The sequence below is a fragment of the Jiangella endophytica genome (genome assembly GCF_003427025.1).
GTDB classification, from domain to species: domain Bacteria; phylum Actinomycetota; class Actinomycetes; order Jiangellales; family Jiangellaceae; genus Jiangella; species Jiangella endophytica.
Window position 1 is genome coordinate 1 of record NZ_QVAI01000031.1, and the last position, 22923, is coordinate 22923.

Below are 22923 nucleotides of genomic sequence, written 5' to 3' on the forward strand. Positions count from 1 at the left end.
ATCGTTCAGTGTCGTCGACGCCGTCACGATCAGGCCGACGTGTTCGGTCACCGCCGCCACATGGGCCCAGTTGACCGCCGGCTCCAGATGAGCCGGGTTGGCGTCGTACGACGGATTCCCCAACGCCGGTCCGTCGGCCAGGAACAACGCGTCGAGCGTGCCCCGCTCGGCCGTCCGGCCGATGTGCCGCCAGTACGTGTCGTCGACGAACGAGTCCTTCTCCAGCCGTTCGCTCTGCCAGGCCGCCGGCAGATAGCCGAGGACGAGCACGTTCACGCCGAGGATCACGTGGTCACTCACCCTGGCCACCGCCCTTGTTCTCGAACACCTCGACGGGATCGGCCGCGTTGACGTGCCAGTCGCCGATGACGCGCTCCTTGTAGACCCGCGGGTTGTGCGAGGCGAGCGTGCGTGCGTTGCGCCAGTGGCGGTCGAGCAGCAGGTCCTCGGAGACGCCGGACGCGCCGAGTGCGTCGAACACGATCGTGGTCGCCGTCAGAGCAGCGTCGACGATGACCAGTTGTGCCCGTGCCACCGCGATGTGTCCGTCCACGAGCCGGAGCTGGCCCGCCTCCTCATCGCCGCGGCGATGAGCGTCGGCGATGTCGTCGAGACTGGCGGTCGCGGCGTCCAGGGCAGCATCGGCGGCGAACGACGACGCCGACACCCGGCCGACGACCTCGAGCAGCTGCGGGTCCTCGGCGACGGTCTGGGTGACGGCATGGCGATAGGTGCGCTTGCGGTTGCGCAACGAGGTCACGCCGTCGCGCAGCGTTGCGCGCGTGATCCCGGCCAGTACCGCGAGCAGCGCGGCCTGGTAGAAGAGACCCTGGTAGCTGAACCGCTCGGTGGCCGGGAACAGGTCCTCCGGTTCCACCCTCGCGCGGGTATAGGTGGCGCTGCCGCTCGATGTCGTCTTCTGTCCGAAGCCCTTCCAGTCGTCCACGAGTTCGACACCGGGCTGGTCGGCTCGGACCAGCGCCGTCACCAGAGTGTCGTCGGGGCCGAGCCCGATCACGTCGAGCCAGTCGGCGAAGAGGCTCCCGGTGGCGTAGTACTTGGCGCCGGTCAGCACCCAGTGCTCGCCGTCGCGTTCGATCCTCGTCTTGATGTTCGCGTAGGTGCCGTTGTTCGCCTCGGTCCAGCCGCCGCCGACGATCTCACCGGCCAGGAATCGCGCAATCCAGGTGTCCGTCGACTCCGACGGCGGCGCGTTCAGCCGGTCCTCGACGAAGGCGAGGTGGTTGCGCCACACGTGCGCGACGTTCGGATCAGCCGCCCCGAGGTCGCGCAGCAGTTGAAAGGTCTGTGTCAGGGAGGCGCCGAACCCGCCGAGTCGTTCGGGGACGCGGAGCGTCCCGAACTTCGCGTCGGCCAGCCAGCGGACCTGTTCGAACGCGAACACGCGACCCTTCTCGCGTTCGAGGTTCCCTTCGGACACCTTGTCGAAGATCGGCTGGAACAGCTGCCGGAGCTCGCTGATCTGCGCGGTCGCGGGCTCCAGCGACGATGTGGGAGCGGACATGACGGGGCCAACCCTTCGTTGCGGGCACGGCGCGACGGCTCGTTGATTCAGGAGGAGAGAGCGCGGCGCACGCGAGAGGACGATGGCGCCGGGCGTGTCGCGCCCGGCCGAGATCGTGGTCAGCGACAGCGGGTGCTGGCCACGCGCATGTAGTCGACCACCCGGCGGATGGTGAGTTCGACGGACGCGGCAGCCATATCCACATAATTCCTATAGTTAAGGTAGGTAATCAATCCGCGTCTTGGATCCTGAGATCCGCGGACGGCGATCAGAGCATCGCCTCAGTGGGCGTCGGCTACGCCTGCGGCCACGGCCTCGTCGTAACGTCCATGCGCGGCGAGAACCTCGTCGATGTTCGCCTCGGCCCAGTCCTTGACGGCCCACTGGAGGGGCAGCAGGCGGACACCGAGATCGGTGAGCGCGTAGTCGACCCGCACCGGAACGGCCGGCGCCACCATCCTGGCGCCGATGCCGTCGCGCTCGAGCCGCTGCAGGGCTTTGGTGAACATCCTCTGACTGGCGCCCGCAACGACTCTCACGAGCTCGTTGCACCACAGGGCGCCGTCGCCGAGCGCGCTCACCACGAGCGTCACCCACTTGTCGCTGAGCGCAGCCAGCAACTGGTGGCCCGGACACTCAAGGAGATTCGCGTTGTAGACGCGACGGGCCTCGGCACGTCGCGCGGCGGCCGTCTGCGTCACCCGGACCTCCCCAACGCCACTTGAATCACGGAATCGGCATCTCGGAATCCGAGACGTCGGTTGATTACCTACCTTATCCATAGGAATTATGTGGATATGGCTGCCGCGTCCGTCGAGCTCACCATCCGCCGGGTGGTCGACTACATGCGCGTGGCCAGCACCCGCTGTCGTTGACACCTGGATCCTCCCGCAAGCGGAGCACTCTCCCAGATCCCAGCTCGTCGTCCGTCGGCATCACGGCCGACGCCACCCGTGCCGCACCACCGTGTCGTCACACGGCCGGCCCGCGGCACCTCCATGCGTCATCGCCGGAAGGAACACCACCGTGAGAATCACCAGAGGTCGCCGTTCAGTGGTCCCGGCCATACTCGCGCTCGCGTGCGCGCTGGTGCTGGCCGCGTGCGGCGGTTCCGCCGGCGGCGGCGAGTCCAACGGCGGCGATGCGGCCCAAGGCGACGGGACACCACAGGCGGGTGGCTCGCTGGTGGTGGGCCTGTACCTGGAGCCATTGGCTCTGGACCCGCACCGCCAGGCGTTCTGGGAGACCTTCCGGGTCTCTCGCAACATCTTCGAGTCGCTGGTCAACGAGGACCTGACCGACACCGAAGGGCCCACCGAGCTGGTGCCGGGCCTGGCGACGGCGTGGGAGTCCAACGCGGACGCCACGGTGTGGACGTTCACGCTGCGTGAGGGCGTCACGTTCCACGACGGCTCGCCGTTCGACGCCGACGCGCTGCATCTGAACGTCCGCCGTGTGTGGGACGAGACGTACGAGTACTTCGACGACCAGAGTCAGCCTCGGCTGCTCCAGTGGCTCGGCACGCTCGCCGACGCCCGAGTGGTGGACGAGTACACGTACGAGTTCGAGTTCTCCACTCCCCAGCCTGGCTTCCCGCGCGGACTCGCCCAGGCGATGTCGACGCTGCCGATCGGCAACCCGGCGGTGTGGGAAGAGGTCGGCAACGACGCGTTCGCCGACCAGCCGTCGGGGACAGGCCCGTACCGCTTCGTCTCCCGCACGGTCGGTGACCGGATCGTGCTGGAGAAGAACCCGGACTACTGGGGTGAGGAGCCGTACCTGGACGAGCTGGTGTTCCGCATCATCCCGAACAACCAGACCCGGCTGGCGGCACTGATCAGCGGCGAGGTCGACCTCATCAGCTACGTCCAGCCCGACGACGTGGGAACGCTGGAGCAGCAGGGGTTCCAGGTGCCGGAAGGTACCGGCGCCGCCTACCTGTATCTGAGCTTCAACTTCCAGAACGAGGACTTGCAGGACGAGCGAGTGCGCCAGGCGCTGATTCTCGGACTCGACCGGCAGCGGTTCGTCGACGAGGTCTACAACGGCGACGCACTCGCGGTGTACTCGTCCCTGCACCCCGGCAACGAGGCGTACGACCCCGACGCACGGGACTTCGAGTACGACCCGGACCGGGCCAGGGAGCTGCTCGCCGAAGCGGGCTTCGACGAGTCCAATCCGCTCACCTTCACCATCGTCATCGACGTCGCGAACCAGGCCCAGGCCGAGTGGCTGCAGAGCCACTACAAGGAGATCGGGGTCGAGGCCGACCTTGTGTCGCTCGACCGGCCCAGCTACGGCGCCCGGGCGGTCGCACCGGAACCGGGCGACGGCTTCGACATCTCCGAGTACGGCGGCACCTACGCCGAGTGGCTCTACTACGCGGTCAACACCGGCATCGCACGGCGTGGCTTCGACGTCGCCACGCAGGCTCCCGAACTGGTCGCGGCCATCGACGAGGCGTCGCGCACCACCGACCCGGCCGGGCGGATCGCCAACTGGCAGGCGGCCGACGCCCTCCTGCGAGAGAAGGCACTGACCGTGCCGCTGGTCACCCACACGCGGTACTACGCGCTCGGTCCCAACGTCCGGGGCTTCGTCTGGCCGGCCACGAACTGGTACGACCTGACGAAGGTCTGGCTCGAGGACTGAGCCGGAGCGAGGCGACGCGATCATGGGCACGCTCAAGCACATCTCCTGGCGTCTGGTGAACGTGGTCCCCGTGCTCGTCGTGGTGTCAGTGCTGACCTTCGTCCTTGGCCACCTGACTCCCGGAGACCCGATCGAGGCGCAGTTCGTCCGCACCCACACCGCGGAGCAGATCGACGCCATCAAGCTGTCCTACGGCCTGGATCTGCCCGTCTGGCGCCAGTACCTGAACTGGGTCGGCGACCTGTTCACGGCCGGCGGCGGGAACTCCATCGCCCAGGGCAGGGAGGTCTTCTCGATCTTGTGGCCGGCCTTCGTCAACACGCTGATCCTCACGGTCGCCGGCGTGGCCATCTGCGTCGTGTTCGGCGTCCTGATCGGAGCGGTGGCAGGTCTCAACCACGGCCGCCTCCTCGACCGCCTGTCGATGCTGGTCGTGCAGGTGGGCAGCAACCTGTCGGTGTACTGGTTCGGCCTGGTCCTGATCTGGATCTTCGCGCTGCGCCTGCAATGGCTCCCGGTGAGCGGCATGGAGTCGCGGGGCGGGGGCGGGTTCGGCGACCTCGTCGCCCACCTCGTGCTGCCGGGATTCTCGGCTGCTCTGATCGCGATGCTCGTCCTCGCACGGTTTACCCGGCTGGGCATCGTCCAGGAGTCGAATTCGGACTACGTCCGGACGTTCGAGTCGCAGGGCCTGCCGCGACGCCGGATCGTCGGCAAGCACATCGGCCGCAACATCCTCGCGCCGATCGTCAACATCACCGGGCTGGAGATCGGAACCCTCATCACCGGGGTGATCTTCGTCGAGAGCGTCTTCAACTGGCCGGGCATCGGCACCCAGCTGCTGAACGCGGTGTACGGCAAGGACTACGTGCTCATCCAGGGCGGTGTCGTACTTGTCGCTATGTGCTACCTCGTCGTGAACCTGCTGACCGACGTCGTCGTCGACGTGCTCAACCCGCGACTCAGGAGGGCCTGACCATGGCGCTACTGGAACGAGAGGCCGATGGCGCGACCCCCGTCAGGCCGGCACAGGCGCCGCGGCGGCGACCCCGCTCGCGGCGCCGCCGCAACACCCAGGTCACCATCGCCGTCGTCATCATCGCCGTCCTGGTGCTCGTCGCGCTGCTCGCACCGTGGATCGCACCCTACGATCCGCTCCAGGCGGACGGGGCGAACAAGTACCTCCCGCTGGGCAGCGACGGGCACCTGCTGGGGACCGACGACCAAGGTCGCGACATCCTCAGCCGGCTGATCTGGGGCGGCCGGACGTCGCTGCTGGTGGCGTTCATCGCGTCGTTCGCCGCGACGGTCATCGGCAGCGCGTTGGCGCTCGTCGCCGGGTTCTCCGGCGACAAAATGGCCGGCCTGATCATGCGCACGATCGACGTCATGTTCGCCTTCCCGGTCATCATCATCGCGGTGGTGTTCGCGCTGGTCTTCGACCCCGGCGCGTTCGTGGTCATCCTGTCGATCATCTTCGCCGCGGTGCCGTACGTGACCCGGGTGGTCTTCACCGAGGTCAAGCAGCAGCGCGGGCGCGAGTACATCGAGGCGGCCGAGTCGCTCGGCGCCGGGCTGCCCTCGATCCTCTTCCGCGAGGTGCTGCCCAACGTCGTCAGCCAGATCGTGGTCTACGGGACCGGCCTGGTCGGCGGCATGATCGTGTTCTCCTCCAGTCTGAGCGCACTGGGCATCGGCGTGCAGCCGCCCACCGCGGACTGGGGCCGCATGATCTCCGAGGGAGCCAAGGTGATCATCTCGGGCAACATCTACGTGGCCCTGCTGCCCGGACTGGCCGTCCTGCTCGTCGCGCTCGCCTTCAACTGGCTCGGCGACGGGCTGCGCGACGTGTTCGACCCGCATCAGAGGAAGGCCCGCCCGTGACCGACGTCGCCTCGCTCACCACGGCGGAGCCGGCCGCCTCCGCCACGCCGCCGCTGCTGTCCGTCCGCGACCTCGCCGTCGAGTTCCAGGTGGACGGAGAGGTCCACCGCGCCGTCGACGGCATCGCCTTCGACATCGCCGAGGGCGAGACGTTCGCTCTGGTCGGTGAGTCCGGATCGGGCAAGACGGTCACCGCGTCGGCGATCATCGGGCTGCTGCCCGGCAACGCGCGGGTCGCCTCCGGCTCGATCGCCCTGCAGGGCGACGAGATCCTCGCCCAGGGCCGGCCCACAGCAGTCAGGTTCCGGGGCTCGCGGATCGGGATGATCTTCCAGAATCCGCTCTCGTCGCTCGACCCGTCCTTCAAGATCGGCAACCAGCTCCGCGAGATCATCGGCCTGCACCGGCCGGAGACCACCCGGCGCCAGCAGGAGGAGACGGCGCGGACCTGGCTGGGCCACGTCGGCATCGGCGACGCCGACCGCGTCCTCAACGCCTACCCGCACGAGCTCAGCGGCGGCATGCGCCAGCGGGTGATGCTGGCCCTGGCCAGCCTCTCCCAGCCCGCGCTGCTGATCGCGGACGAGCCCACCACCTCGCTCGACGCGGTCATCCAGCAGCAGATCCTCGACCTGCTGAAGAGCGTGACCACCGAGACCGGGAGCTCCCTGCTCATCATCACCCACGACTTCGGCGTCGTCTCGTACATCGCCGATCGGGTCGCGGTCATGCGAGCCGGCCGGATCGTCGAACTGGACGAGCGCGACCGGGTGCTGTCCGACCCGAGCCACGAGTACAGCCGATCGCTGATCGCGGCCGTCCCCGAGATCGGTGCCCGGTTACACCTCCGCGAACTCGGCCTGGTCAACCGGCTCGGACCGCTCGATAGCCTGCCGCCGGCCACGCGCCGCAGGGACGTAGGCCGCGACACCGTCCCGCGAGCCGGCGACCTCCTGCGCCTGAACGACGTCAGCAAGGAGTTCGTCATCGGCGGGCTCGGCACCGGGCTCCCCCGGCGCCGGTTCAGCGCCGTGGACGAGGTCTCGCTGAGCATCCGCCGCGGCGAGGTCTTCGGTCTCATCGGCGAGTCGGGCTCGGGCAAGTCGACGCTCGCCCGGCTGATCGGCGGGTTGCACCCCGTGACGAGCGGGACCATCGCGTTCGACGGACACGAGATCGCCAATCTGTCCAAGCGGAGGCTTCGCGAGCTCCGGCCCCGCTTCCAGTTCGTGTTCCAGGACGCGACCAGCTCTCTGAATCCCCGGATCCGGGTCGGCGAGCAGATCGTCCGGCCACTCCTGCGCTTCGGCAAGGCCGCCTCCCGCAAGGCGGCCGCGGCCCGGGTCCGCGAGGTGCTCGGGCTCGTGAACCTCCCGGACTCCTACGCATCGCGCTTTCCGCACGAACTCTCCGGCGGCCAACGTCAGCGCATCGGCATCGCCCGCGCGCTGGCACTGGAGCCCGACCTGCTGATCCTCGACGAACCCACGTCAGCGCTCGACGTCTCGACCCAGGCGACCATCCTCAACCTGCTGCTGGACCTCAAGGACGAACTCGATCTCACCTACCTGTTCATCGGGCACAACCTCGCGATCATCGAGTTCCTCTGCGACCGCATCGGCGTCCTCGACAACGGCGCGCTGCTCGAAACGTTCGACGCCACCGAACTCGCCGCAGCCGAACGCCACCCCGTCACGAAGGCGTTGCTCGGCGCCGTCCTGCCCATCGACCGGGAGCCGTGAGCATGCCGAAGAAGCTGATCCTCAACGCGACGGAGATGAGCACCCCCGGGCACATCGCGTTCGGGCTGTGGCGGGCGCAGACCGCCGATGTGCCGCGCTACACCGACGTCCGGTACTGGACGGAGCTCGCCACCGTGCTCGAGGCCGGAGGCTTCGACGCGCTGTTCCTCGCCGACGCGCTCGGCCAACTGGACTCCTACCGGAAGACCGCCGACCCAGCCCTCGTCGACGCGGTGCAGACGCCGCTCGACGACCCGCTGCTCATCGTGTCGGCCATCGCCACCGTCACGCGGAGCCTGGGCGTCGCCGTCACCGTCTCCACCACCTACGAGCAGCCCTACCTGCTGGCCCGGAAGTTCACCACACTCGATCACCTGACCGACGGCCGCATCGGGTGGAACATCGTGACGTCGCAGCTGGACAGTGCCGCGCGCAACCTCGGCCATGAGCGGCAGGTCCCGCACGACGAGCGCTACGAGATCGCCCAGGACTTCGTCGACGTGGCGTACAAACTCTGGGAGGGCTCGTGGGACGACGGCGCCGTTCTGCGCGACCCGGTGAAGGGCATCTACGCCGACCCGGCGAAGGTACACGCGATCGGCCACAGCGGTCCGTACTACTCCGTGCCCAGTGCCCACCTCTCCGAGCCGTCGATCCAGCGGACTCCGCTGATCTTCCAGGCCGGATCGTCGCCGCGGGGGCGCCGGTTCGCCGCCCGCAACGCCGAGGTCGTCTTCGTCGCCGGGCACACCGCCGCGGCGCTGCGCCGAAACGTCACCGAGATCAAGCGACTTGCCGCCGAGGAGGGACGTGAACCGGACTCGATCAAGTTCCTCGCCTCGGTCACCGTCGTCACGGCAGAGTCCGACGCCGCCGCTCGGAGCAAGCTGCGCGACCTGCAGCGCTACCGCAGCGTCGAGGGCGCTCTGACCCACTTCTCCGCGGTCACCGGCATCGACTGGAGCGAGTACGACCTGGACGCTCCGCTGTCCTACATCGAGACCGAGAGCAACCGGTCGATCCTGGCCAGTCTCACCAAGGACGCGCCGGGCGAGGAGTGGACGCTGCGCAAGGTGCTCGCGCCCGACGATGGGTTCGTCTACGGAAACGCCCTCGTCGGCGATGGTGCGTCGGTCGCATCCGCACTGGAGGCTCTCGCCGACGACGCCAACATCGACGGATTCAACATCTCCGGCGCACTGCCGATCGAGAGCTACCGCGACCTCGCCGACCACGTCATTCCCGAACTGGCTCGCCGCGGAAGGATCCGCGACCGGATCCCGGGCCGGACCTTCCGCGAGTCCGTCTTCGAGAACGCGAGCCCGCTCCTCCCCGACGACCACCCCGCCAGCCGCTACCGCGGCGCCTTCGCCGGGCGGCCATCGTCGGCGCCGACGTTGCTCGCATGACCACGCCACACGACCCCGGGAGTCCTGCCATGTCCGATCGCCGATCGACCATCGCCAACGGGCAGCGAGTCCGCGTCGACTGCGACCACCGTGCCACGGCCCGGACGGCGTCGGCCCACGTCTCGCCACGTCCCACGCCGGCGCCGCCGCAACCGCCAGCGGGTGTCGACGCGGATGCCTACAAGGCGGCCTTCCGACGACACGCTGCCGGAGTGGTCGTCATCACCGCCGACGCAGGCCGAGGCCCCTCGGGCTTCACCGCCACGTCGCTGGCGTCGCTGTCGCTCGACCCGCCGCTGGTCTCCTTCGGCCTGGCCAGCACCGCCTCGAGCTGGCCGACGGTCGCCGCCGCGGACAGCGTCCTCGTCCACTTCCTGGCCGCGGACCAGGAGCAACTCGCCCAACGCTTCGCGACCAGCGGCATCGACAGATTCGCCGCCCCGACGCGGTGGTCGCGACTGTCCACGGGCGAGCCGGTGCTCGACGATGCGCCCCGCTATCTTCGTGCCGAGGTCGATCACCGGCTCCCGGTGGGCGACCACCACCTCGTCGTCGCCCGAGTGGTCGGCGCCGTCACCGTCCGCGACCACCTGCCACTCGTCTACCACGCCGGCACCTACACCACTCTCCCGAACAGCCGTACCGACGATGGAGGCCTCGCATGGCAGTGAGCTGGATCGCCGGCGACTTCGGTGATCTCGACGTCCTCAGCCTGGTCGAGACCGAGGTCGCCGCTCCCGCGGCCGGTGAGGTGACGATCGACGTGCGGGCGGCCGGGGTCAACCCGGCGGACCACAAGCACCTCTCCGCCGGCCGCGGGACCGACCGCCCGCTGCCGCTGCGGATCGGTTACGAGGTGGCCGGCGTGCTGGCAGCACTCGGCCCGGACACGGCCATCGCCTCCGGTGATGCAGCGATCGGCGATCCCGTCGTCGCGTTCCGGGTCACGGGCGGGTACTCCTCCCGGCTGACCGTGCCGGCTCACGATGTCTTCGCCAAACCCGACGCACTCGACTTCCCCGAGGCGGCGAACCTGTTGCTCGCCGGGGCCACGGCCGCGCAGATGCTGCACGTCACCGGTGTGACGGCCGGCCAGACGATCCTGGTGCACGGTGCCTCCGGAGCCGTCGGCGTCAGCCTGCTCCAGCAGGCGCGGATCATCGGCGCGTCGGTCGTCGGCACGGCGAGCGAGCACAACTTCGACCTGCTCCGGGAATTCGGCGCGGTGCCCATCCGCTACGGCCCCGGCATCGTCGAGCGCGTCCGGGCATCGGCCCCGGACGGCGTGGCGGCCGCCCTCGACACCGTCGGCACCCAGGAGGCCATCGACACGTCCGTCGAGCTCGTCCCCGATCGCCGCCGCACCGTCACGATCGTCGCTTCGGAACACAGCCGATCCCTGGGCATCCCGTCGATCAACGGCGCGCAACCGGACAGCGCGGCCTTCCGCGACGACGTCAGGCAGCGCCTGCTGGACTGGGCCGCCGCCGGCCGGCTGATCGTGCCGGTCGCGCGGACCTTCCCGCTCAGCGAAGCCGTCCAAGCACTGGAGCTCGTCCGTACCGGGCATCCAGGCGGGAAGGTGGCACTCATCCCGTGAGCCAGCGGGGTCCGGGCCGCGCCGGGCCTGACACGCGCGACCTGCGCCTTCACCGCGACCCGACCTCGAACGGACACGATCGAGCCTCGAAGGGCACGGCTGCCGCCCGAGCGCGGCCCAGGGGTCGCCCAAAGTCTGCCTCTAGTTCACCGTCCAGGATCCCGACGGCAACACCTGCTCGTCACCGACCGATAGCTCGCCGCTCAGGACGTGGACCCTCCGCGCACGCATGGGGCCGCGCGGCATGCCGCTGATCGATCCGCGGTCGCCGGCCGAGCCCTCGCAGGCGAGCTATAGAGCTCGCGCGCACCACGAAGCGCACACAACGGCCGTCATCCCACCGCGTCCCGAACCTCCCGCGCAGGGCGCCAACCGATCGCCGGTCCGATCCTGCCGGCCAGGACGTCGATGCGTGCCCGCACGTCATCGGCATCGAATTCGCCGGCGTGGGAGAAGTTCGCTACGAAATCGGTCGCACCAGCCGCGATTGCCGGATCGGCCCGGACACGCTCGGCGATATCGTCCGATGAACCGTAGAACGGCACCAGGTCCAGATAGTCGCGGACGGTCAGCCCCCGCAACGACTCGTTCCCGCTGCGCGCCGCCCGCTCGGCCAGCAGCGTCAGCCGCGACCCTAGCACCGGCTCGACCTCATCAACGACAGCCTCCTTACTGCTGCCCGAGTAGACGAACCGGAAGATTGCCACCCGCGGCGAGCCGGCGCGCCCGGCGGCCACCCACTCGTCGAGGTACGCCTCGACCTTCGGACGCTGACCCGCATCGGCAGGGTCGAAGAACGCGCCCTGCTGGAGCCCGTCGCCGGCGCGGGCCGCCGCGCGGGCACCGTCGACGCTGGTCGCCGCCTGCCACAGCGCCGCCCGGATGCCATCTCCGGAAGGGAACAGCCGTGGTCCGTCGCCCCGGTCGTCCAGTGGCGCGCCATCGAGGACGTGGTGCAGCCGCTGGACCTTCTCCGCGAAGATCGCATGCCGCCGCTCCGGTTCCAGCCCGAAAGCACGGAACCCGTCGAGATTCGCGCCACCGGTGCCGAGTCCGAGCTGGATCCGGCCCGGGGCCAGTGCGTCCAGCACGGCGGCGTCCTCGGCGAGCCGGAGCGGGTCCTCGAACGGCAACGTCGTGATGCCGGTGCCAAGGACAATCCGGTCGGTGCGCTGCGCCGCCGCCGCGAGAAACACCAGCGGCGACGGGAACGGCCCGTCGGTGTTGTCGAAGTGGTGCTGGCCGATCCAGGCGCTGTCGAGTCCCGCTCTCTCGGCGTGGACGATCGTGTCCAACACGTCCTCGTACACGCGGTGGACGCCAACGGCGCCCCGCGCTGTCGTCCTGATGTTGACCGCGAAGCCGATGCGAAGGCCAGCCATGCAACCAATTTCCTATAACTTCAGTAGGAATTCAAGAGGCTACTTGTATCACGAGACGCAGGACCGACCTCCCGGAAGGAAGAGATGACCCGAGAGTTCTACCGAACCGTCCACGAGCTCGCCGCAAAGGCCGACGGGGCCACACCGCCACTGATCACGTCGTCGTTCCGGTTCGTCGTGGGCTCGACCGAAGAGGAGGCGAAGTCCACCGAACGCGAGGCCTACGAGTAGCCTGCAGGTACGCCCCCGCGGGTACATCGCAACTCTCACCGCGTCTGCAACGGCTCCATTTGGCGGTGACCGTCTGGCAAGGGGCCCTGGTCATCCCCAGGCTTGAGGGAACTCTGGTGGCCGGGTGTCGTCGCTTATACCGTCACCAACGAACCGTCCGGCTCACCAGTCGCAAGAGGACACGTTCGACGGTCACCTGATCATCGGCGCAACTCGACAGAAGCCCTACCCGGAATGACAACGACACTTCGCCACGCATTGCCGTCGTCACGCGCAAGCGCGTCCTTTCCGCCCCCAGAAACGCAAGGAGAAAGCTGTCGTGACGATCATCGGCATTCTTGGCGCTGGCCAGGCCGGAAGCACGCTTGCCCGCGCGGCGATCACTTTGGGCCACGACATCGTCATCGCCAACTCGCGGAGACCAGAGACGTTGAAGGATCTCGTCGGCGAGCTGGGCCCGAGGGCGCACGCCGCCAGCGCGGCGGAGGCCGCAGCCGCAGCCGCAGCCGACTTTGCGATCATCGCGTTCCCGTATCGACCGGGCGACAAGCTGCCGGTCAACGAACTCGCGGGGAAGGTCGTTCTCGACAACAACAACTACATGGTCTGGCGCGACGGGAACTACCCTGAGGTCGATGCGGGCCTCAAGACGATTCATGAGTTGCGTCAGGAGCAGCTCCCAACCTCGAAGGTCGCGAAGGCACTCTCACACATCCAATTCCACGCGCGCCTGCCAATTCGTGTCGCCAGCGACGCGCTGCCGGCCTTGGTCCGACTGGCCAGGCCCGCCCACGACCCTGACCGAAAGGCCCTGGTCGTCTCCAGCGACCATCCAGAGGCCGTCGAACTCGCCACCCGTATCCACGACGAGCTCGGGTTCGACACTGTCGACAACAGTCCCCTGAGCGAATCGTGGCGCAGTGCCCCTGGCACGCCGATGTGGAGCGACAGCATCGACGGGCAGAGCCGCGAGCAGCTCATCCGCAACCTGCGTCGCGCGGAGCGCATTGTCACCTGACGCCAGGAGTCGGCCAGGGAGGTCCATCTGATAAAGAGAGAAGCCCGGGCTGCCCGCATGACCGCACTCATCCAGACCAGCCAGGCCGCGCTCATGCTCGACAAGACCGACATCGGCCCGGTGACCGCCGCCATCTGCCTGACCGCCTGGTCGCATCACGGCCGGGTACGCTCCGAGGCCGCGTTCGCCACCCTGGCCGGGGTGAACCCCATCCCCGCATTCTCCGGGAACACCGTGCGCCACCGCCTCAACCGCGACGGAGACAGACGCCTGAACCGAGCCCTGCGCATCGCCGTCCTCACCCGCATGACCCACACCCGCAAGTCCGCGCCTACGTCCAGCGACGCAGAGCCGAAGGCCGCACCACCAAAGAGATCCGACGCTGCCTGAAGCGCCACCTAGCCCGCCAGCCCACGACGGCGCGCCGCGCCGACCCGGCTCCAAGACCATCCACCATCCTGACCTGGGCCCAGCTAGCCGAATCGCGAACAGGTCACCGCCGGATCAGCCGGGAGTCGAGGCGATGCGAAACGCTCGCCTAGCTCGCCACCGTCGACATCCTGCTCAAGCTCCACGCGCAGGTGAAAGCGCGATGAAGACGCGATGAAGACGCTGCCGGACATGCTCGCACCACATCGACGAGTGGACACCGCCGTGGCCAGGTGACACGGCAGGTCCCGGAAGCGGTGAAACCGCTGAGCAAAGGAGCAAGTCAGTGCTTTCAATCGACGCCGGCGCCTCGGTCGCTCGACCCCGGATTCCGGTGATCCGCGGAATCCTTGCCGTGATTCTGTTGTCGCTCTTGTCGCTGGCGGCGCCGCCTGCAGAGGCGGCCGATCTGAATCAACTGGAGGGTAGCCCGACGGCAGGCGAGGTGGGCTCGAGTTCGTGGACGCCGGGACTGAGTCCGTTCTATAGCGCGACGGAGTTCGTTTGGCACGATCAGAACGGCTCCCAGCGCCAGAGCCGCCTTGAGTCGTGCCCACTCGGCTATCTCTGTCTCGCCGCAGGCCAAGGCGATGGCCGCCACACCGTCTATTGGCTCCGGGAATGCCCCGAGCGCTCCATTTGGAACTTCATGGATGCTGGCGCGGTCATCAACCACCAGACTGGCAACGCCGTGGCCGCGTTCAGATACAAGAGTCACGCGCTCTACTGGGCCCTTCGTGCGGACAACGAGATCTATCCGATTGCCTGGAGGGATGTCTGGTATGTCGATCCCTGCTGAGCTCGACGGTGAACACCGTCAGGGGTCCGCTGCGACAGCCTGCCGTACGACGAAAGACTCGTGATCGCCGCCGGCCGGCCCTGACGGAGCGCCCCTCGGCCGCGTCGACGGGCGAGGGGGCGCCCCGTGGCGGCGTGGCCAGACGTCGTCTCTCTCGGTCGGACGTGTTGAAGCATCCTAAGACGGCGGTCCAGCCGGCCACGACGGGCGCCCGCGGTTTCGCAGCCGCCCGCCGGACGCGGGCGCCGGCTCCTTTGCTGCTCGCTCACAGATCGTGTTCCATGTGCCGAGCTCACCACCGGACAGTCGCTGGTCCCAGTGACCAGAGTGCTCGTCGTGCGCTGGGACGGCGGGAGCGAGCAAGGTCGATGACGCCGTCACGGACTGTGATCCAGGATCGTGCCAAGCCGGACTCAGCTCGGACGGGATGAAGGTCGTCCCCTCGCCCCCGGAGCGACCCTGCCCCAGTTGTGCGCGACCGCAGACTCCGAAGCCAACTACCTTGCCGGGATCGTCGAACGCTGGACCGAAGCGCGCATCCAACCACAAGGCGGCACCGTCATGGCCCCTGCCGAGCGCGTCGCTGAGACAACGACGCGCCCATCCTGAGCCGCAACCTCTAGGCTCGGTGTGGTCCGGCGCAGCGACGGGCTGGACCACACCGAGCCATGCCCGCCAACACCAAGGGGATAGTCGACGATGCTCGTCACCGCGGTCGAACACCAGGTGATGACGACCTACCGCAGCTTCGGTCTCATGGGCGACGGCGACATCGACATCTACAACGTTTCGACGACCGACGTGCTGGTGTGCGGCACCGGTATATGCCTGTTCACCAGTGGAGCATCCGACCACGCCGCCGACGTGCGCATCGAGATCTGGGACTCCACCCCGGAGCCCCCGGACGGCTGGACGTCGACTGAGTACGGCGCCGACGAGCTCGACGCCACCGAGTTCGAGCAGCAATCGCTTGCCATCACCAACGACATCAGCGTCCCCATCATCGGACCCCCTCGGATTCCCATCGAACCGATCCGCTACCGCGTCGAGGCCTGGGTGACCGGGCGAGAACGCTCCAGGCAGACTCACACCTACGGCGCTACCGGCCTAGAACGCTGGCTCATCCGACTCTCGCCGGCGCGGTAGTTATCCCGTCGCGCCAAAGCCGGGCCAGTGGCGCGATGATCGTCCCGCCCGCGGCGACCTCGATCAGCGGAAGCGTGGCGCGAGTGGCTGGGTCATGGATGCGTCCAGTGGCGTCACGGCGAATGACGAGCCGACACGCCGCCGACCTGCGGGCATGTTAGTGAGGAAGTCCGGTCAGTTCTTCCAGGCGACGTCGTGCCAGTACGCGGCGTTCGCGCTGGTCTGGCGGACGATCCGGTCGGGTGCCGGGGGCGCCGGCCAGAGCTGCAGAAGATACCGATCCGGGCCGGGGCGCGCGGTGTCGACCTGCCGCCCAGCCTCGAAACCCGCGGCGCTGTAGCGGACCCGGTGCGGCCCGGTGGCAGGCAGCGTCAGCGGGTGCCAGTCGTCGAAGCTCCTGATCGCCGCCATCGTCTCGGCGACGTCGAGCGAGACCTCGACGACCTCGTCCCACTCGTCGTCCAGCGGCGGCTCGGCGGGTAACCACGCGACAGTGAAGACCACCGACCCGGTGTGCAGCCCGGTGACGAGGTACACCTGATGCGCGACCGCCGCCCCGGCCAGGCCGTTCCTCTGCCCTCGCCGAGCCGCATCGGGCATGCCCGGCTCCTCGGCGCCGTTGGTCAGCAGATGCGCGAAGCCGTAGTGCACCAACACCTCGCCAGAGAACAGCTCCCCCATACCGCCGATCCTCCCCGAAGGCCAGGACACATGCTCACCGGCGACACCCTGGGCTTGGATCGCACGGGCAGTCGCGGCCGTCGGCTGCACTGCATCGAGCATCGTGGCAGCCAGCATGGCTCTCAGCGACGGCGCCGGGTCGTCGCTCGCGCAGGACCATGGCCCTGAGCTGGTCGCAGGCCTCGTTCGGAAGCCCGCCGTCCAGGCAGTAGCAGTCCGGATCGACGCCCTCGGCATCGAACAGCGCTCGGAGCTCGGCCACGTTCACCGGCTCAACCTACGCCTCCCGACCGACGAAGCACCGGTGCTGGCCGCGCCGACCCACCTGTGGTGGCAAGGACGACAGCGTCGAAGGAGTATCGATGGGCTTGGTCGGTGCACGAGAATCGCATGCCGTGACGGGCGATCTGCACCTGTGGGTGCGCTACGACGGAGAGGAGAGGTTGTCGGTGAGCGGTGCCCGCACCCGGTTCCGGTGGACGGCAGAGTCCATCGATGGCGACACCTCGGGTTCGTCTGCGTCCGGCCCCATGTACGGCCCGCCGAACACGGACGTGACGAGCGCGGACGCCCTGCAGGCGATCGCCTGGTCACTGGCCAAGGTCGCCGAGGGACAAGGGCCAAGCCTCGGCATGATCGGCGACTACCCCGACTGGTTGATCGACATCGCGCACCGCAACGTCGAGGAGTTGCGGACGACGGTGGCCGTGACGGGCTCCGTCGCGACCGCAGACCGCGAATCGGCGAACGACGTCAGCGGGCTCGAGGCCGACCTCCTGGCGGTCGAGGTCGCGCGAGAGGTCATGCGCCGAGCACCCGACATTCTCGCCGCCGATATCGGTCACGCCGCAGACATCGCAGTCGCCCACGATGTCGCCGAACTCGCCGATCCAGAGGTCGTGATCCCCCATCCCCGCGACCCGCTCGGTACGCCGCCGCGCTACGAGGGGCGAGCCGCCGAGGCCCACCTGCGCCTCGAGCCCGGCGTCTACCCGGCCCGGAACACGCAGGACGCCTCCGAACTGGTCGTGGTCGTCGGCACGTCACCGTTCTCCGACAACGGGCTGGCGTCGGCCGCGTTCCCTGCCGCCCGCCAGGACCCTCCCCCACGGCGCGCCCGGTTCATGCCGATGGAGCAGTCACCGAACGGCGTGGATCGCCCAGATCCGGGCATCGTCCTCTGAGCTGGGCTCAGGAGGACGTGCCAGCGCGGGCCGGGTGCCAGACCGGCAGATGGTCCGCGTCACGGGGGAACAGCCGGTGGTCCTTGAGCATCAGCGCCTCGTCGGCGTCGCCTCCGGCGTCGGGATCGTCGTCGTCGACCATGCCCCCCAACGGCGGGTTGTCATAGTCGTAGGTGGCCCTGACCACTGTGCTGCCGGCATCGACGGTGAACGTGGCATTCCACCACGTGCCCAAGCCCGGCGTGTACATGGCCTTGCGCAGTGCCCGGACGGCGTGGTTGGCGTCGTCCGGGGCTTCGACGTCCTCAGTGCTGCCGTCGGGCATCGCCGCCTGGAAGCCGCTCTCGATCAGGTCGCCGGCGGCCGTGACGTCAAGCGTCAGTGCCTTCCACCCGCTCGGCACCTCCTCCGCAGCGATCATGGCTTCTCCAACCGCCTTCTCCAGCGGCTGATCGGGGATGCTCACGATGTCTCCTCCGGCGGGTCGTTGTAGAGCGTCACCTTACGGCTCTTCTCGCCCTCGATCTTGTAATAGACGCTGATCCAGACCGGCCGCCGAGAATCCTCCTCGAAGGCCAACTTGAGCTTCAGGTCGACGGACTTGCCGCGGCGGACGGCGCGGTCCCAGCGGCGTTCCAGGCCGCGAACTCTTCCCGGTTCAACGTCTGGCTCATCGGGACGAGGTTGAGCTTGTCGCCGATGCCGCCGAGCATCCTGGCGATCAGATGGCCGGCATCGTCGCCTTCGAGCTTCCCCGTCAGCGTCCGCTGCGCGTACTTGTTCCGCTTCCCGGGTGCCGAGCCCGTCAGTGTCGCCTCGGTGATGACCACCCGGCGTTGTTCGTCCGTGGTGTACACGACCGCTTGGTCGTCGACGACGATGACGTGGTTGGGCGGCGGGTTCCGCCGGATCGCAGCATCGGCCCGGCTGGTGCTCGACATGTGGATGACGGGTAGCCGCTGGGGCGGAAGCTCCGCGGAAGGGGTAATCGTCGAGGCCGGCGCCGCCTCGCCGTCGGCCCGGCGGATCACCTGTTCCAGCTCGTCGATCGCCCCCGACAGGACCGAGCCGAGCTCGTCGCCGAGTTTGCGGACGTCGGTGAGCATGTCGCGCACGACCGGATCGAGCTTGGTTGCCGCGTCCTGGGCGAGTGTTCGTCGGGTGGCGCGCTCGACCAGGCGGCGTAGGTTCTCCGCGTCGCCGGTCAGGATGTCGATCACGCTGTCGACCTCGCGAGGTACGGCTTCGTCGCGCACCTGCCGCAGCCCGTCCGCGCCGTCCCGGATAGGTCGATCACTCACACGACCACCGCCCCTGCTCGGTCGCATCAGGATCTCATGTCGAGCGCGGCGCCGCGTCGGTGCCGGGCGTATGGAGATCGACACCGGCAGCACGATCCGGTGCGCTCGGCAATGCGCGCGCCTCGCGGAAGGCGCGCTCCGCGCGGTGGAAGTCGATGAGTTCGCGGTCGTCGGTGGGCCTCGGGCCAGTGGGGTGATCGTCGGTGATGCCACGGAGGTCGCGGTAGGCGGCGATCACGCGAACGCAGTCGGTCCAGGCTCGATCCGCGGCCGGCTCGTGCGGGCGGCGGCCGCATCGACGCACCCACTCCTGATCGTCGGAGAGCGCGGCCGCGGCAAGGGCGTCCGCCCGGTGCTCGATGAGTCCGTCCAGCTCGGCAAGAGCAGCGGCGACGTCGTCGGCGATCAGGCCGGCAACCCGCGGGATGAGGCCGACGATGAGGCGCTGCCGTCCGGGCATGACCCGTGGGGCACGACTGGCCTCGGTGAGCCGTCGCACGCGATACCGCAGGATCGTCGTGAGGTCGTCGACCTCGTCCAGGCGCCCGGAGAGCACCGCTTGCCGTGTCACCACGGCCGGGTTGAAGCCTGCTGCCCACGCCCGGCGCAGCGTGCTCACGAGCGACCCGAACGCCTCGCTGCTGACGACCGCCTCTAGCTGGTCCTCATCGAGCCCGGCGTCGGAAAGCATGGTGGCGACGTGGTCGCTCTGGGCGTGCTCGGCGATGGTCTCGTACTCCGCGGCGAGTTGGGCGAGGCTGCTCCAGTGGTCCTGTTCGGCGGTGAGGGTCTCGTGCGCGGAGAGCTCGCTGCCGCTGTGTTTCAGGACGGCGCGCAGGATGTCTCCCGCCGTCGGCTCCTCGATGCCTGCCTTCTGGTGGTCTTCCAGATGGATGCGGTCGGTTGCGACGTAGGCGATGTTGCTGTGCCGGCCGCGTGTCATCGCGACGTAGAGCGCCTCTCTGGTCATGGAGCTGGAGCCGACGATGACGTGAGCGGTGTCGACGGTGCTGCCTTCGGCGCGGTGGGTGGTGATCGCGTAGCCGAGGTCGAGGTGCTCGGCGACGTACCAGGCTGGGAGCGTGACGGTCCCGTGCCAGGTACTGCCAGCACGGCGCAGCGAGACGGCGCCGTCGAGGTGGCAGGCAGTGACGACCCAGCGGTCGCCGTTCTTCACCCAGCCTCGGCCGGTGCTGAGCCTGCGCTCGTTGCGGCGGGTGATGACGATGTCGCCTTGGCCGGCGCGGTTGCCGTCGGCCAGCGTGGTGCCGGTATCGGCGACGAGGCCGGCGAGGACGCGGTCGTTGCGAGCGCGCGCGTTGAGCGCCGCGACGGTCTCGCTGTCCTCGGTGATGAGCGACGTGATGCGCCCGGCGTCCTGGTCGGCCTGCCAGGCCCGGTAGGCGGCCTCGAGCATCTCGTCGTGATCGCCGCCGGCTACCCGCCCGTGCTTCTCGTAGACGGCGACGACGCTGGACCGACCCAGCCGGAGGCTGAGCGACGCCGACTTCTCCCACCGGTGGACGAACCGGCGCGCGTCGGTGAGCCGCGGCGCGTCGTCGCGTGAACGCGCCAGTAGCCCGAACGCCCCACTGGTGTCGACGGCATCGAGCTGAGCCCAGTCCCCCACCAGCACCAGCTTCGCGCCGGCCTCGGCCACGTGCGTGGCGATGGCGTCGAGCGCGAACGTCCCGGCCAGCGACGCCTCGTCGAGAACGACGAGCTGGCCCGGACGCAGATCCCACCGTCCATGCCGGTGCTCGTGCAGCCACTTCGCCGTCGTCTCGGTCTCGACACCGAGATCAGCGGCGAGGACCTCGGCCGCCGTGGCTGACGGCGCGAGACCGACGACGCGGCCGGCGCTTGTCTGTGCCTCCCAGGCTCGGCGCAGCCCGCTGAGCGTCGTCGTCTTTCCCGTGCCGGCCGGCCCGACCAGCACGTCGACGACGCGTGCGGAGGTGGCGATCTTCTCCACCGCGAGCACCTGGTCCGCGGCAAGCACGACCCCACCGTCGTGGTGACCGACGGCACGAGCGACCACCTCCAGATCGACGGTCGGCGCAGTACGGGCGTCGGCCAGCCCCAAGAGCCGATCCTCGGCATCGAACACGGCCGCCGAGGAGTACACCGCGCCGTGCTTGGGCCGGAACACGCTCGACCCATCGGCGCGTTGGAACGCCTCCGGCGTCGACGCCAGCTCCGGCGGCGTCAGACGCAGTGACGCCTGCTCGGCGGTGTCGACGACCAACCCGATGACGGCCTCCCGGTCGCTTGTCGTCGCGAATCGCAGGTGCATCAGCTGCCGGGAGGCCTCGGCGTGGAGGTTCCACCGCCGCCAGGTCGGCCGCCGGTCCCCCACCCGCTCGACGACGACGGCCGCCAGTTGCTCCGCCACGTCCCGAGGGAGGTCGTCGACGCGCAGGACGGCGCGCCCGTTCCCCGCGGCGAGGAGGTCCACTGCCCAGGCCACCGGAGCGGCGTCGAGGAGCGGCTCCGCACGGGTGCGCCACAGCTCGGTCAGCTCGGCGAGCGATCGCACCTCCTTGTCAGGGCGCGTCGCCAGTGTCGCCTGCTGTCGCAGCCGCAACACCGTCCGTGGTGAAGGGCGCCGGCCGTGCGACTTGACGTACTCGGCGATGAGCCGGTCCTTCTCCACCTCGATGTCCGCGGCCCGCGAGGAGAACTCCTGCACCAGGTCGTCGCCCACGCCGGCGATCTCCCAGGCCGGGTTGCGGTCCCGTCCACGATCGCGGCGCTCCCACTCGATGCCGAGGTCGCGGGTGAGCGTGTCGGCCAGGACGGCGTTGTAGTGCTCGGACAGGGCAACGACCGCCGCATGCATCGGCCGGCCGTCCAAGGTGCGCCACACACCGTCGCGGCCCTGCACACGATTGGCGATGACGACGTGCGTGTGCAGCTGCGGGTCCGAGGCTCTGGAGTCGTAGTGGTCGAACCCCGTCGCAACGACGCCGCGGGTCTCGACCTGCGCGACGCCATCGGTACCTGTGCGTGTCATCGCGACGTCACGCTCCAGCAGCTCGATCACATCGGCGACGGCGGCGTGGTGCGCCTGCACGATCAGTGCCTGGGTCCCGACATCGGCGAGCGCCCAGAGCACCGAGACCGACTTCGGCACCGAGAACGTGTAGTCATAGCCGGCCACCGTCCGCGGGCTCGAGCGCGCCTTCTCCTCTGCCGTGAGCTCCTTGATGCGCTTGTCGCGCTGTTCGGGTGAGAGCCCAGGAGCCAGGGCGGCCGTCCGGATGGCGATGCGTTCGGCGAGTGGCTTGAACTGGAAGTACGCCCGACCCAGCGGCTCGTTCGTCAGCGGGTCGTGACCCCTACCCAGCAGGCGGCGCAACTGCTGCTCCGTCACGACGTCGCCAGGCGTCAGCGAACCGTCGCCCAGGCCGCTCACCCCGGTCCCGATCCAGTAGCCGGGCGGGGTGCCCTTCTCCTGGTAGTACCGGGTCAGCGGAGTCGACAGCGACCGGTCGCCGTCACCGGCCGCTACCGACGTCAGCAGGTAGCGATACCCCGCGCCCGCGCTCATCACGCGCATCGACACCGTCACCGACCACAGGTGCGTAGCGACGATCAGCGCTTGCTCGGCCGAGGCTCCGGGTGATCGCCAGGATCGCGTTGGCGCCGAGCTTGAGGCCGTTCCAGCACGTCAGCAGGACGACGAGGTTCAGCCAGCCAGGCCCGCCCGACTCCACGACCAGGACACACACGACGCCGACGGCGAAGAAGGTAGCGGCCAGAACCGCAGCCACACCGCCGGACCGGAGAGTGGGCCGACGGCGGAGTCGTCGCACGAGACGGTTGATCGGGAACGCCTGCGACCAGGTGTAGACAGCGGTACCGAGATGGACGAGAAGATTCACGTTGCAGCCTCCGACGTCGCAGGCGCACACGGCACCCATGGATCATGCGGATG

Annotated in this window: 20 protein-coding genes and 2 pseudogenes; 13 read left to right on the plus strand and 9 right to left on the minus strand. The window is 68.9% G+C overall.

Annotated elements, in window-relative coordinates; translation table 11 throughout:
- From DZA62_RS33415 to DZA62_RS33425, 3 genes and pseudogenes are all read right to left on the minus strand, one after another.
- Positions 1-300 (minus strand): annotated as a pseudogene (locus DZA62_RS33415) (nitrilotriacetate monooxygenase); the annotation flags it as partial.
- The gene (locus DZA62_RS33420; protein WP_116953307.1) at positions 293-1525 is read right to left on the minus strand and encodes an acyl-CoA dehydrogenase family protein; all 1233 of its coding nucleotides are present in this window, start codon (positions 1523-1525) and stop codon (positions 293-295) included. The pseudogene DZA62_RS33415 and the gene DZA62_RS33420, both read right to left, overlap by 8 nt.
- A 281-nt stretch (positions 1526-1806) precedes the next feature.
- Positions 1807-2226: a winged helix-turn-helix transcriptional regulator gene (locus tag DZA62_RS33425; protein ID WP_232827673.1), complete on the minus strand. Its 420-nt coding sequence runs from the start codon at positions 2224-2226 to the stop codon at positions 1807-1809.
- 325 nt (positions 2227-2551) lie between these two features.
- Between DZA62_RS33425 and DZA62_RS33430 the strand changes: the two genes are divergently transcribed.
- The 7 genes from DZA62_RS33430 to DZA62_RS33460 are packed head-to-tail and all read left to right on the plus strand — an operon-like array spanning position 2552 to position 10812.
- Positions 2552-4177 (plus strand): ABC transporter substrate-binding protein, encoded by a 1626-nt coding sequence (locus DZA62_RS33430; RefSeq protein ID WP_198664480.1) that lies wholly within the window; start codon positions 2552-2554, stop codon positions 4175-4177.
- 22 nt (positions 4178-4199) lie between these two features.
- A complete protein-coding gene (locus DZA62_RS33435) occupies positions 4200-5153 on the plus strand; it encodes an ABC transporter permease (RefSeq protein WP_116953310.1) in 954 nt (317 codons plus the stop codon).
- A gap of 2 nt (positions 5154-5155) precedes the next feature.
- A complete protein-coding gene (locus DZA62_RS33440) occupies positions 5156-6061 on the plus strand; it encodes an ABC transporter permease (RefSeq protein WP_116953311.1) in 906 nt (301 codons plus the stop codon).
- Positions 6058-7803 carry a dipeptide ABC transporter ATP-binding protein gene (locus tag DZA62_RS33445; protein WP_198664481.1) on the plus strand — a complete coding sequence of 582 codons (1746 nt, stop codon included), beginning with the start codon at positions 6058-6060 and terminating at the stop codon, positions 7801-7803. Before DZA62_RS33440 ends, DZA62_RS33445 begins: the two co-directional genes overlap by 4 nt.
- 2 nt (positions 7804-7805) lie before the next feature.
- Positions 7806-9212, plus strand: coding sequence for an LLM class flavin-dependent oxidoreductase (locus tag DZA62_RS33450; protein WP_198664482.1), 1407 nt, complete (start codon positions 7806-7808; stop codon positions 9210-9212).
- A gap of 50 nt (positions 9213-9262) precedes the next feature.
- Complete coding sequence (locus DZA62_RS33455) at positions 9263-9883, plus strand: flavin reductase family protein (RefSeq protein WP_408620187.1); 621 nt, start codon at positions 9263-9265, stop codon at positions 9881-9883.
- Entirely contained in the window at positions 9874-10812 is a 939-nt protein-coding gene (locus DZA62_RS33460) for a quinone oxidoreductase family protein (RefSeq protein ID WP_116953314.1), read from the plus strand. The genes DZA62_RS33455 and DZA62_RS33460 overlap by 10 nt, the downstream gene beginning before the upstream one ends.
- Positions 10813-11144: 332 nt before the next feature.
- Here DZA62_RS33460 and DZA62_RS33465 read toward each other — a convergent pair whose 3' ends face one another.
- Positions 11145-12194 (minus strand): LLM class flavin-dependent oxidoreductase, encoded by a 1050-nt coding sequence (locus tag DZA62_RS33465; protein WP_116953315.1) that lies wholly within the window; start codon positions 12192-12194, stop codon positions 11145-11147.
- Positions 12195-12278: 84 nt separating this feature from the next.
- On the opposite strand from DZA62_RS33465, the gene DZA62_RS36110 reads away from it, so the two are divergent.
- The 5 genes and pseudogenes from DZA62_RS36110 (at position 12279) to DZA62_RS33485 (ending at position 15817) form a co-directional block, all read left to right on the plus strand.
- The gene (locus tag DZA62_RS36110; protein WP_157988070.1) at positions 12279-12425 is read left to right on the plus strand and encodes a hypothetical protein; all 147 of its coding nucleotides are present in this window, start codon (positions 12279-12281) and stop codon (positions 12423-12425) included.
- A gap of 319 nt (positions 12426-12744) precedes the next feature.
- Positions 12745-13443: an NADPH-dependent F420 reductase gene (locus DZA62_RS33470; RefSeq protein WP_116953316.1), complete on the plus strand. Its 699-nt coding sequence runs from the start codon at positions 12745-12747 to the stop codon at positions 13441-13443.
- Between the two features lie 75 nt (positions 13444-13518).
- Positions 13519-13853: pseudogene (locus tag DZA62_RS33475) on the plus strand (transposase); the annotation flags it as partial.
- A gap of 305 nt (positions 13854-14158) precedes the next feature.
- Positions 14159-14671 carry a hypothetical protein gene (locus DZA62_RS33480; protein ID WP_157988071.1) on the plus strand — a complete coding sequence of 171 codons (513 nt, stop codon included), beginning with the start codon at positions 14159-14161 and terminating at the stop codon, positions 14669-14671.
- Positions 14672-15370: 699 nt separating this feature from the next.
- Positions 15371-15817: a hypothetical protein gene (locus DZA62_RS33485; RefSeq protein WP_116953318.1), complete on the plus strand. Its 447-nt coding sequence runs from the start codon at positions 15371-15373 to the stop codon at positions 15815-15817.
- 174 nt (positions 15818-15991) lie between these two features.
- Here the strand turns inward: DZA62_RS33485 and DZA62_RS33490 are convergent, their stop codons facing one another.
- Entirely contained in the window at positions 15992-16615 is a 624-nt protein-coding gene (locus tag DZA62_RS33490) for a hypothetical protein (RefSeq protein WP_198664485.1), read from the minus strand.
- 278 nt (positions 16616-16893) lie between these two features.
- On the opposite strand from DZA62_RS33490, the gene DZA62_RS33495 reads away from it, so the two are divergent.
- Complete coding sequence (locus DZA62_RS33495) at positions 16894-17682, plus strand: hypothetical protein (protein WP_116953320.1); 789 nt, start codon at positions 16894-16896, stop codon at positions 17680-17682.
- Positions 17683-17689: 7 nt separating this feature from the next.
- On the opposite strand, the gene DZA62_RS33500 is transcribed toward DZA62_RS33495, so the two are convergent.
- The 4 genes from DZA62_RS33500 to DZA62_RS36115 all read right to left on the minus strand — a co-directional run bounded on the left by DZA62_RS33500 (position 17690) and on the right by DZA62_RS36115 (position 22870).
- A complete protein-coding gene (locus tag DZA62_RS33500) occupies positions 17690-18148 on the minus strand; it encodes a hypothetical protein (protein WP_116953321.1) in 459 nt (152 codons plus the stop codon).
- A 121-nt stretch (positions 18149-18269) separates the two neighbouring features.
- Positions 18270-18902, minus strand: a complete 633-nt coding sequence (locus DZA62_RS33505; protein WP_198664486.1) for a DNA/RNA non-specific endonuclease — start codon at positions 18900-18902, stop codon at positions 18270-18272.
- Positions 18903-19017: 115 nt separating this feature from the next.
- Positions 19018-22536: a MobF family relaxase gene (gene mobF, locus DZA62_RS33510; RefSeq protein WP_116953352.1), complete on the minus strand. Its 3519-nt coding sequence runs from the start codon at positions 22534-22536 to the stop codon at positions 19018-19020.
- Positions 22484-22870 carry a hypothetical protein gene (locus tag DZA62_RS36115; RefSeq protein WP_157988073.1) on the minus strand — a complete coding sequence of 129 codons (387 nt, stop codon included), beginning with the start codon at positions 22868-22870 and terminating at the stop codon, positions 22484-22486. Before DZA62_RS36115 ends, mobF begins: the two co-directional genes overlap by 53 nt.
- Positions 22871-22923: the final 53 nt, after the last annotated feature.

Bases quoted from the DNA above. Each gene is read 5' to 3' on its own strand.
- DZA62_RS33485 (WP_116953318.1), top strand. From the start codon at position 15,371: ATGCTCGTCACCGCGGTCGAACACCAGGTGATGACGACCTACCGCAGC.
- DZA62_RS36110 (WP_157988070.1), top strand. From the start codon at position 12,279: ATGACCCGAGAGTTCTACCGAACCGTCCACGAGCTCGCCGCAAAGGCC.
- mobF (WP_116953352.1), bottom strand. From the start codon at position 22,536: ATGAGCGCGGGCGCGGGGTATCGCTACCTGCTGACGTCGGTAGCGGCC.
- DZA62_RS33435 (WP_116953310.1), top strand. From the start codon at position 4,200: ATGGGCACGCTCAAGCACATCTCCTGGCGTCTGGTGAACGTGGTCCCC.
- DZA62_RS33440 (WP_116953311.1), top strand. From the start codon at position 5,156: ATGGCGCTACTGGAACGAGAGGCCGATGGCGCGACCCCCGTCAGGCCG.
- DZA62_RS33450 (WP_198664482.1), top strand. From the start codon at position 7,806: ATGCCGAAGAAGCTGATCCTCAACGCGACGGAGATGAGCACCCCCGGG.
- DZA62_RS33465 (WP_116953315.1), bottom strand. From the start codon at position 12,194: ATGGCTGGCCTTCGCATCGGCTTCGCGGTCAACATCAGGACGACAGCG.
- DZA62_RS33420 (WP_116953307.1), bottom strand. From the start codon at position 1,525: ATGTCCGCTCCCACATCGTCGCTGGAGCCCGCGACCGCGCAGATCAGC.
- DZA62_RS33490 (WP_198664485.1), bottom strand. From the start codon at position 16,615: ATGCTGGCTGCCACGATGCTCGATGCAGTGCAGCCGACGGCCGCGACT.
- DZA62_RS33460 (WP_116953314.1), top strand. From the start codon at position 9,874: ATGGCAGTGAGCTGGATCGCCGGCGACTTCGGTGATCTCGACGTCCTC.